This is a genomic window from Thermicanus aegyptius DSM 12793 (assembly GCF_000510645.1).
GTDB classification, from domain to species: Bacteria; Bacillota; Bacilli; order Thermicanales; family Thermicanaceae; genus Thermicanus; species Thermicanus aegyptius.
This window is the reverse complement of the sequence record NZ_KI783301.1, coordinates 16,114-17,110: the sequence shown is the minus strand read 5'-3', so window position 1 is coordinate 17,110 and position 997 is coordinate 16,114. Positions and strand designations below refer to the sequence as shown.

Here is a 997-nt window from a genome sequence, read left to right as displayed (position 1 = left end):
GGCACCCATGCCTACGCCAGTATTTCCAGGGAGCTTAGCTTCTCCCTCTGCGCTTAGCTACGTGATGACCCAAAAATATGTGTATGCCCAGCCGCTCTACCGGCAAGAGAAGCATTTAGAACGCTTGGGAGTGCCCTTATCCCGGCAAACCTTGGCCAATTGGATGCTCCATGGCGCTCACCAATGGCTTCATCCGCTCTATGAACGGATGAAGGAGCACCTCATTCGCCAAGAGATCCTGCATGCGGACGAAACGACGGTACAAGTACTCCGGGAAGAGAATCGGGCTGCGGAAACCACCTCCTACATGTGGCTATACCGTACCGGAAGAGATGGACCGCCCATTATCCTCTATGATTACCAAAAGACAAGAGCGGGAGAACATCCCAAAGCCTTCTTGGCCGGGTTCCGCGGATACCTCCACGTGGATGGATATGCCGGATACAACCAATTAAAACCGGAGGTTACACTGGTTGGGTGCTTCGCCCATGTCCGAAGGAAATTGGATGAGGCGCTTAGTGCCCTACCTCCATCGGATCGAAATAAAAACGTAGCAGCCAAAATGGGGCTTAGATACTGCAACCAGCTTTATGCCGCCCTTCGGGACTTAAAAGAGGCTTCCCCGGAAGAACGGTATGAAGAACGCTTAAAACGAAGTAAGCCCATATTGGAGGCTTTTTCCGCATGGCTTCACCAAATGAGTGATCATATCCTACCCAAAAGCTATCTCAAAGATGGGAGACTCGAAATCGATAATAACCGAAGTGAGCGCTCTATTAAGCCATTTGTCATTGGAAGGAAGAACTGGCTCTTTAGCAACACGCCAAGGGGAGCGAAGGCTAGTGCAATTATCTACAGCATCATAGAGACCGCAAAAGAGAACAACCTTAATCCGTACAAGTACCTCACCTATCTCTTTGAGCGGCTACCGAATATCGATTTGAAGGATAAAGACATGATCGATCAGCTCCTTCCTTGGTCGGCCGCCTTGCCTTCA

The 997-nt window shown here is 50.2% G+C and carries 1 protein-coding gene; it reads left to right on the top strand.

Features of this window, described 5'->3' with window-relative positions:
* A partial coding sequence (gene tnpC / locus THEAE_RS19475; protein ID WP_039944587.1) for an IS66 family transposase occupies positions 1 to 997 on the top strand: 997 nt, incomplete at both ends.